The organism is Bacteroidota bacterium (genome assembly GCA_018698135.1).
Lineage (GTDB): Bacteria > Bacteroidota > Bacteroidia > CAILMK01 > JAAYUY01 > JABINZ01.
This window is the reverse complement of sequence record JABINZ010000250.1, coordinates 1-10,348: the sequence shown is the minus strand read 5'-3', so window position 1 is coordinate 10,348 and position 10,348 is coordinate 1. Positions and strand designations below refer to the sequence as shown.

Genomic DNA, 10,348 nt, shown 5'->3' with positions numbered 1-10,348 from the left:
TTAAATATCTTTGAACCTTATATTCCATCCAATTGCCTTTCATAACGTAAAAAAACACGCATTGAATAGGGTGAAAACTTAGTAAAATGTGCGTCCAACGCATTCATAAACACCTGAAATTCTTTTAATTAACACCAACGTTTGTGTAAACAATAATGTTGTTTATATAGTTATATGTTTAGTTTTCTAATTTGTTGTTATTCAATGTTATATCTTCTAATATTCGGTCAAAAGGACTTATGATATTGATCAGACTCTTTTTACTAACAAAGGCATAAATAGCTGTTGTTAAGGGTGAATTGTGTCCTAATAACTTTTGTATATATAATGTATCAACTCCCTGTTCCATTAAGTGAGTTGCGAATGAATGTCTTAAAGTATGAGCAGTTACCTTTTTAGTTATTCCTGCTTTTAATGCCGACTTTTTAATAATTGAATTTATGCTTGTAGAAGAATATTGAAGATGTCGAGGTCCTTCAAATAACCAATATTTTGGCTTGAAAACGTGTAAGTATTCTTTAATCAAAACAGCTGTTTTGTGCGATAATATTGTAATCCTGTCTTTTTTCCCTTTTCCTGCTTTTACAAATATAATCGATTTGTCGAAAGATATATCTTGTATTCTTAAATTTAGTAGTTCACTAATCCGCACACCGGATGAATATAATGTTACTATTATACATTTATGTTTTAAATTGTTTGTTGCATTAATTAATCTGAGAACCTCCTGTTCAGATATTATATTTGGCAGAGACCTACCTTTTTTTGGTCGATCAATCCAATAATTTCTCTTTTCATGTTTTAAAACCTGTTCGTAATAAAATTTAATAGCATTAATTGCTTGGTTTTGTGTGCTGATTGATATTTTACGCTTATTTACTAAATAATCCTGATAATCTCTAATGTCTGATTCTGTCAGGTCTTCAGGCTTTTTTGTGGCATAGTAGGATAGGAACTCAATGAATGATGATTTGTAAACTTTGATGGTTTGTGGGCTATATCGTTTACGAATTAATAACTTCTCAAACTCTTCTGGAATTTTTATATCTGCAATTTCCCTTTTTGTTTTGATTTCTTGCTTCTTTGTGTTTTTTTGGAATATTGCTGTACTATCAACCCAGGCAATACCATTAAATGAACTAAAGATTTGTTTTAGATTATCGGGTTTATTAATGATATACCAAAATCGTTCTTCTGGATTATATGTGGCTTCTTTAATTTGCCTGACTGTTTCAACCAATAACTCATCATAAGGAAATTTAATCTTAATGTAATTATTTCCTTCAATCCTGAGAGGTTCGAGGATTACTTTTAGTCTGAATTTGTTGTTTTGAATTAAATTAGTCATCAAGAAACGAGTAATTTAAGCAGTAATTATTTAATACAATTTACTATTTTATTTGCATATACATTCATTCTTGTTTAATATTTATAACCTGAATTCAAAATGGTAAATATTACAGCGAATGAATTTTTTCATAGGCAAACCGGTTTTTACCTGTCTTGCCGGTCAGGCAGGAAGGACTGTCTAATAACTACTTCTGGTTTGAGTTTGAAACTTAAACCATTATTCTGTCAATTATTTAATTTGATATTGAGACTAAAGGCTTAAGTCACAGACTTAAGCCTTTAATATTTGCTGAGGAAAGAGCTGCAAAACCTTAAAGTAACACTAAAGTATAAAGTTATTTCAACAAAGTAACTGTACCAGTATACTTATATTCTTGTCCGACTTCATCTTTAACCTGCAGTATGTATACATATACGTCCTGTGGAACAGTCTTGTTGGATTGATAATAAGTACCAGGCCAAGCATGGGTCTCATAATCATTTGCTTCATACAATAATTCACCCCAACTGCTGTATACTTTTAGATTAAAATCTGTAATGGATTCAGCAAATACTTTGAACACATTGTTATCATCTGGTCCTATTTGATTCGGACTAAATGCAGAAGGGATAAAAACAATCGCATCCGGTAAAACTTCAATAATTCTTTCAAAAAAATCAGAACAGCCAAATTCATTTTCTGCAAAAAGGACTACTTTGTATTTTCCTGTATCTGAATATGTATATACTGGGTTCTTTTCTTTTGAATAGCCTCCTTGTGAACTTAAATGATCACCAAAATTCCAATTGTATGAAGTTAATGGTGTTACATGAGTTGACGTATTCTGAAAAACTACTTTTGGTAAAGAAAGTTTAATTAAATCCTGTTCAGGAATAAATCCTGCTTTTGGTACATCGTGTACAGTGATGAAATGATTTTTCACCAATGTACTCTCACAACCGAATTTACTCATCGTCTTCAGGCTGATTGTATAGCTTCCTGCTTCTTCAAAAAGATAGGAAGGATTTTGCAAATCAAGGATTGATCCATCTCCAGTTGTCCATCTCCAGTAGTTTATCTCGCCATAATCAATACTGCTTTTATCGAAAAAATTAACCTCCAATGGTTTGCAACCTTCAACTACATCAGTTTCAAACTCTGGAACAGGAATGTCATTTACCATCACTTTAATGGAATCAAAATCAGGATGACATATATTGTCTGTCTGAATTGATTTTGCAAACAAGAAGAAGTATTGCCTGAACCGATCACCTTCATCAGCCTGATAAGAAATTGTTGGCTGATTAATAGTGCCCACAAATGCACCTGAAGCTAAGTCATTGTTTTTATACCACTCAATACCATCAGCATTTTTGTAGGTAGCAGTGGTAGAGAAAATTTCTGGAAAACAAAGTACATTTTGTTGTAGATCGATAAGAATTTCAGGAGCTGGTTTTGTATTTAAAATCAGACTTTTGTGGTTGACACATCCATTTCCATCTTCATAAATATAGACCAATTCAAATTCAGTTTTTGTTTTATCACAGATTGATGGATCAAAATAATTACCAACAACTCCTTCTCCACTCCAGCTGCCACCACTTGGAGTGCCAAAAAGCTCAACCAAATCTGCATTTGTACAAAATATCCTTTTGCTGTTATGTGTGTTTGCTGTCAATTTGGGTAATGGGTTTACTACTATTGTTGTCTGATCCTGAGCTGAGCAAATTCCATTATGGACTTCATAATTTAAAATATGCTCTCCAATACCTGCAATAATTGGAACAAACTCATTATTCATTACACCTTTACCTGTCCATAATCCACCAATAGGGCTTCCAATTAATGAAATTTTATTTCCATCAATACACATGTCAGCATAAGATCCAGCAATTGGCTCAGGGGTTTTGAAAACGGTCATTTCTACTGTATCAGTATTACTACATCCATTAAAATCTGTAAATGAATAGATAAGAGCATAGCCATTCTCGTTTCCAATTGCAAGAACTTCAGGATTAAAATAGTAAACATTACTGTTTTTTTCGATTGCATTTGGAACTGATGAATACCAATTCGAACTTGCATTTTGAGGAATTCCAATCAAAGCATATTTGGGATCTGTTGAACATAATTCTACATCCTTTCCTGCAGACACATCTGGTAGAGGATGAATTTTTATCTTCAATTCACCTTTAAAAGTACATTGAGTTACTGGATTGCTAACTTCAAGAAATACAGTATGATCACCAACTCCTGCCAAAACTGGACTAAAGTTATTTGAATTAACCAAACCACTGCTACTGGAATTCCAGTTTATAGTAGAATAAGTTGGACTCACCTGCACATAATTATCTAATTGTAGCAGTGTACTGTTGCTTCCACTTATGCATCTTTCATCAATTGGAGATAGAATAACCTCTGGTAATGGATTTACAATTACTCGTATCTCAAGAGAATCAAAGCATTCGATACCATTAAGTATTTCGGAAACCTTTAAGCAATAAGCTGTTGTTTCCAATGGCGAAACCTGCAGTTCCTGACCAATTCCAATAATTGTAGCTCCTTGATACCATTCGTATAGAACATTTGTCGTTTTTGAACCACTTGAATCTGCTTTTATTACAATTGTTTCACCAGAACATATTTTACCACCTTCTGCTAATGCTTTTACCTCAGGATTAAGAAACACAATTGTTGAATCCATGGCAATACATCCCATGCTGTCTTCCACTTTGCACAAATATTTCCCCAACTCACTTACTGCCAACATAGTATCTTTTGACAGCAGAGCATAATCTGGCAAACTGAACCATTGCATTTCTTTTAATTTGCTTTCATCGAATGTCAGTATAGGTTGTAAAATCTCATATCCATTTTTACAGATGTAAGTATTTTCATTTAAGTTTACTAACGGTTTTTCATGTACATTTACAAAAGCAGTATCGCGTGCAATGCATTGGTTGCTATCGCTTATCATAACTGCAACAAAAGTGTCCGTTGTAGAAGTAAAGGATAGATTCTGCAAAGTGTCACTCGTACTTGTGCTCCATAAAATTTCAGTTTTCCCTGCATTGTTTAAATAGTTTGCTGTTAAATTTACCATATCGCCCTTACAAAGCTCAATATCCTCTAATTCGACACGAAGAAAAGTATCAACAATAATGGTATCAAAATAAACTCTTTCACAGCCATTTGCCTTTACAATCAACGAATAGGGATATTCTCCTGGTTTCTTGAATCTATAGTGCATGTATGGACCAGTATTAACAAAACCCGGATTGAAGTTTCCAACCCACTGATATTCATGATTACTACCTAAAATAGCTTGAGCAATTAAATGATAATCTCCACAGCCTGAATCAGTAACAGTTATTAAAGCCTTAGGAAGAGGTTTTACCAGAACCTGATAAGCACGCGTTGCGCGACCTTTAACAGGAACACCATCATCTACTACGGTAACAGTAAAAACATATGGTATAGGACTGGCATACTCTTCCCCGGGAGTCCAGGTCATAGTACCTGTTGGATGTTTTACAATACAATTATTGTCTGTCCAGGTTCCACCTGGAATTCCGCCATTCCAACTTATCAATAAAGTATCTAGCGGATCATAATCATACGTATTAATTGTAAATGTAACCGTATTGGTTGCACATATTTCCTTATAAAACGGTCCACTTAAGATGGGGGCATTATTATTGGGACAGCTAATAACAATTATTTGCAGATCTCGCCTTACTTCTCCAATTTTAACTCCATTTCTATATTCGGATATCTTAACGGCCATAACAGTTTGTTCTATTTTCATGGGTCTGAACATAATATCGCCCGTATGAGGATTTAGGTGAAATCCTCTTGGATAGGGAAGATTCTTATTTGGAAATCCCCAGAAATAAATTGGTTTGTTGTAATCATATTGGCCACTGTAGCTTAAATCAGCACCATTCTGTCCCTTGGGATAAGTCCATTCATAGCTTAATGAATCAATTAATCCTCCTCCTGAACTAACATCAATATCTACAACCCCATGATTAAAAACAAAATCCTGACCTAGACAAATGATAGAAATAGGTGGATTTGTAAAACTAGGAGAATTATCACAGGGACTTATGCATCTGTCTAAAGTGGCATCAACAGAAAACCAATCACCAGCCATTCCTGTAGTGATAGGTAGATTTCTACAGCAAGATTCCCATGACATATTTACTTTGCAGCAACTTCCTGCTCCGCTTAAAACAACTATCTTCTGATAGACATATTGCTCAACACCATAAGGATAGGAACTTGAAGGATTATCACAGCGGGTTTGTATTTCCGAACTAGAATTTGAGCAGTTACTTCCCAATACAGAAACAGGTGTTATATCAGTTGGTACTGGTCTGGGAATTGTTATAGTTGTAATAGTTAATCCCGTACTAACACATTTAAACGGAATGCTAGCTGATCCTACATTTACACCATTACAATCCCGATAAATTGTTAATTGTATCAGAAATGAATCATTTCCAATACAGGTCCAGGTTAGGTCGGAGCCCATTAAATGGGTTGCATGTGTTTGGGCTGCAAACAGCAGACTTAATAGAGTTATCAATACAGATGTTATTCCTCTTAGCGTTTTCATAGCTCATTTTTTAGAGGTTAATAAAATCTGTTGCGCAACAGTTAGGTCTTACTTCCTTAATTAATTTTTTTTTGAAGTTATATGGTTTAGTATCTAATGACAGTGAAAAGTAACCACTATTCTACTATTATAGGTAATTTTACCTACCAATCTAATCACAGCTGTCTGTAAATTTCAATTCAATAACTCCACAGTGCTATTAGGTATCCATGCTCGTTTAACTCATTAAGAAATTCTTTTTTCACTTTCACCAAAATGATTCGCTATTTGATATAAATCCACAATTTCCTGAACTTCGATATCAGTATCAATTCTTGAAACCTTCTTCCCAATCCATTTGAGTACAGATTTTCGTTTTGACCACTTAAAACTAATGATTAAAGTATACAAGCAGCCTGAGTTGCATGTTCAATATCTTATTCTTCATTCTAAGAATTATCCTCAGTCTTGTTATTGGTTTTATTACAAGAAGTAAGGACTATTGTTGAATTTACATTAATAAATAGGATTCGAATTAACTGTCTTCGTGTGTGTTCATTTATTGATTTTTCAAATCACTAAATTATACTTTCAGATAGTATTAAAAGATGTTGTTTAAACTTTTTTCAATTTTATAGTTACTTCTATACTATTTATTACACTAAAGAAAAACCAAAAAAACACATTACTATGAAAATGCTCAAACCTTTACTCTCCTTTCTGTTAATTCTATCTGTAGGATTCTTTATCAACTGTGATAAAGAAGACATCCCTGATCCAAACAACAATAACGATCCAACTAACACCGACCCTTTTGCATTTACAATTCCTGCATTTGACAACGGAACTGAAATTCCTTCAAAGTACACCTGCGATGGGTCAGATGTATCTCCAGAATTAAAATGGGAGAATCCTCCAACTGGAACAAAAGGCTTTTGCATAATAATGGTTGATCCAGATGCTTATACTGGCACATGGATTCATTGGGTTGTATTTAACATTCCAGTAACAACACTTACATTTTCAGAAAACATAAACACATTGCCAACTGGTGCAAGCTATGGAACCAATACCTGGGGGAATCTGGGATATGGTGGTCCCTGTCCTCCCGGAGGAACAGGAGAGCATAACTACAACTTTCACTTGTATGCATGTCAATTTAAGTAGCGGTGCTACAGCCACTGAAATAATGACTGCTATTGCTGATCATATTTTAGAACAGAAAACCATTGTTGGGAAATATGGTGGATAACATTGACCTTCAACGTTTTTTTATGTATAGTTAGAAAACCTCAACAGCATTGTGCTATTGAGGTTTTTGCTTTTAGTTATTGAATATCTGCTATTGTACCTAAGATGTAAAAATTGCCACAGATTTACAGATTTATTTTTAGGAAGCAAATGAAATTTCTGCGAATCAGTGACCTAAAAATGAATGGTATTACAGTAAATATGTTTGTGGTATAATAAAGGATATACGTTTTAGTTATAATCCTTTGTGTATTCAAGCCAAAATAAAAAATATATTCTTAATTGCTTGTCTTATTTTTTTTTCGTTTAAACCATTTTTTGACATGATCTTTTATCAGTAACACTATTTCTTTGCCAAGAAATAGGAGAGTAGCATAAAATAAGACTTCACCAACAATGAAAACACCTACAATAAGTCCTGCTGTTTTGGTTGGTCCCAGTTGCATCCATTTTCCGATTAAACCACCAATTGCAGGCGATCCAACTATTAAGATATAGCTCAAAATTTGTAAACCAAACATCACCTTCTTAAAGGGTGTATTGATTAAATCTTTAAATTTTCGTTGTTTTTCTTCCATCTATCTTAAAAAACCTGAACGTCAATTTTATTAAAGCAGGCAATTATTGCTTTTTTATAAGCAAAACAAATTTAGCAGCTGTCTCAAAAGTCAAAAATTCTATCCCTTGGCGTCATTCCCATGCCCGCCTGCCGGCAGGGCAGGAAAATGGGAATCTCATTATCAATAAGATAGAGAATCCCGCTTCTTGCTTTCGCATAGCTTCAGACGCTTAGGCTAAAGCTTCAGCGGCAGCATGCAAAGCAAAGCGCGAGAATGATGGTTCGAAAGATTTTTGAGACAGCCTCTATATTTGTTTATTCTTGAAACTTACAAATGATTATTTACTCAACAATACCTTCTTGGTCTCTACCTGATTGCCATTTTGCATTTGGATGATATAAAATCCCGCAGCTTGATTGCTCAAATCAACCTCAAACATATCAGCTTGAGTTATTCCCAATTCAAATGATTGAATAGTTTTTCCAAATAAATCTAAAACATTAATAAAGGTGTTCTCCATATCCTCTAAATTGAATTGCACAAACAACTTTCCTTCCGTTGGATTAGGATAAACGTTAAACTCAAAAGCTGCAGTTTTTGTTTTATTTTCGCCTAAAGACCATCCGGTTGTGAAATATAAGGTAGATTCATTCCCAAAATCAGGTTCTATAGAAGGATAAAATACACCTCCTACTTTACGAATTCTGGCAGATCCATCGCCATCGTTATTAGCCCAGAAGGATAAACCATCTCCTTCGGCATCTTTTATTTGAAGTTTATAACAACCATATGTGTTAGGCAAATAAAAAGTATCAATATACATTTTGTTATTGGTCATGGTGCCTGCACCTCTTTCATAAACAACTTGCCCTGAGGCATCAGTTAATGTATAAGATGATTCGTTTGCTGCATTATTCGTTCTAAAGTAAAATAGGAGTTCGTTATGATAAACGTCAGGTAATTCGAAAGTACTGTAGGCTGTATTATTTCTGGCATATTCATCAGCTTGCTCATTTACATTGGCTATGCTTACTCTGAATCTATTATCACCATCCCAGTTACCCCAGTAAAATGGAAGTTCAACCTCTGCCGATTCGAATGATTTAAGACTTCCTTTCCACTTAAAACTGGCCAAATCAGTATCAACAGATCCATATTTTAGCAGTACCGAACTAATAGTTTCGGATCCATAATTTGTAATAATTACTTTTGGATTTTGGCAGGAAGGGTTTTCGCGAGAATAAAACTCCCAATTATTTGGACGAACTATGTTATCAATTCCAACATCATAGCTAAAGTTAAAATCGCCAAACATAGCAATTTGAGAAGCTACTCTATAGGTTGGTCTGCTACCTGAACCATTCCAAGTGTATCCGCTTTGAAAATTATAATCGATTTCAACTGAATCACCAGCTGTGATGTATTTACCCATTTCAAAATTATCTGTATATACTTCAGCACCGGGACACCAGTTTGCACGATTGTAAATCCACGTTCCTCCCTGAGGATAAACAGGATTACTACCACAATTGTCTCTCCACACAAACTGTTCAAATCGTTTGCTTCCATCAACATGAACGTTGTGGGTTTTAGCACAGAATTCAGCACAATTTTCATTGCCTCCAAATCCATGTCCTGTTGTTCTGATTTTTAAACGAGCTGTTTTAACATCCTCATTTATTTTAATTGTTTTTGGAACTAATACTTCTTCCTGTGTTCCCGTATAAGCTACACTTGCATTCCATAAATTGATTACATCAATCGGATCGCGAGCAGGAGTACCTTCAATCATAACAAATTTCAGATCGTGTAATTCCTGCCAGTTTCCTGAAGCAATTTTTACAGAATCGTGTAAAAGGGATGCATAATCGCTAATGTCGTATATCCACATAAATCCTTCACCTAAATCAAGATTGATTCCATAAGGTGTAATGTATCGGCCTATTTCATAACGTTCTAGTTGATGATATTTTTCATCATAATAAGCAGGATGATCAACACGTATTAATGTTGAATCTACAGCTACCAAAGTGGAATCGATTTTATTTCCCAAATTATCAAATGTATAGCTATAGTATGAGGGCCAAACATAAAGCGTATCGGTAGAGATATCGGGATGTGTGAAATCGTTATAGAAAATCACTTTTTGTAATCCTTGTTGTATCGAATCTACTTGTAAATTTTCAATATAATTACCACCATAACTACTTTGATCAATGATGATAATTGGCCTGCTATTTACAGATTTAAAATTCTTGAACTGAGTTTCGGCTGAATGTTCTGTCCATTGTGGAAGCCCATCCATTGTTGCTTGTACATGATGTTGACTCTGATCAGAAAGTGATACTCCCTGACCTTCATTGCAATTATAATAATAGATAAGGCTAGTATAATGACTTGCCGAAGGATTTATTTCGTGATTCATGAGCTCTTGAATTTGAGCCTCTGTTAATACAGTATTCCAAATACTAAATTCATCAATCAGTCCATCGTAATTGCTGGTATTGTTTCCATTAGAACCAATTCTGAATTTAGTTATACCACTCATTTTTCTGTTTTTCCCATTTCCTGAATGCCAAAGTTTTGCGTTCAGGTAAATATTCATTT

The 10,348-nt window shown here is 34.3% G+C and carries 4 protein-coding genes and 1 pseudogene; 1 reads left to right on the top strand and 4 read right to left on the bottom strand.

Annotation, left to right across the window (positions count from 1 at the left end; all coding sequences use genetic code 11):
- Nucleotides 1–178: 178 nt before the first annotated feature.
- The gene (locus HOG71_15480; protein ID MBT5992248.1) at nucleotides 179–1,348 is read right to left on the bottom strand and encodes a site-specific integrase; all 1,170 of its coding nucleotides are present in this window, start codon (nucleotides 1,346–1,348) and stop codon (nucleotides 179–181) included.
- A gap of 337 nt (nucleotides 1,349–1,685) precedes the next feature.
- Nucleotides 1,686–5,951, bottom strand: a complete 4,266-nt coding sequence (locus HOG71_15475) for a PKD domain-containing protein (GenBank protein ID MBT5992247.1) — start codon at nucleotides 5,949–5,951, stop codon at nucleotides 1,686–1,688.
- A 675-nt stretch (nucleotides 5,952–6,626) separates the two neighbouring features.
- Between HOG71_15475 and HOG71_15470 the strand changes: the two are divergent.
- A pseudogene (locus HOG71_15470) lies at nucleotides 6,627–7,182 on the top strand (YbhB/YbcL family Raf kinase inhibitor-like protein).
- A gap of 277 nt (nucleotides 7,183–7,459) precedes the next feature.
- Here HOG71_15470 and HOG71_15465 read toward each other — a convergent pair.
- Nucleotides 7,460–7,759: a hypothetical protein gene (locus HOG71_15465; GenBank protein ID MBT5992246.1), complete on the bottom strand. Its 300-nt coding sequence runs from the start codon at nucleotides 7,757–7,759 to the stop codon at nucleotides 7,460–7,462.
- A gap of 319 nt (nucleotides 7,760–8,078) precedes the next feature.
- Nucleotides 8,079–10,348, bottom strand: a 2,270-nt coding sequence (locus HOG71_15460; protein ID MBT5992245.1) for a T9SS type A sorting domain-containing protein, incomplete at its 5' end; no start/stop codon positions are given.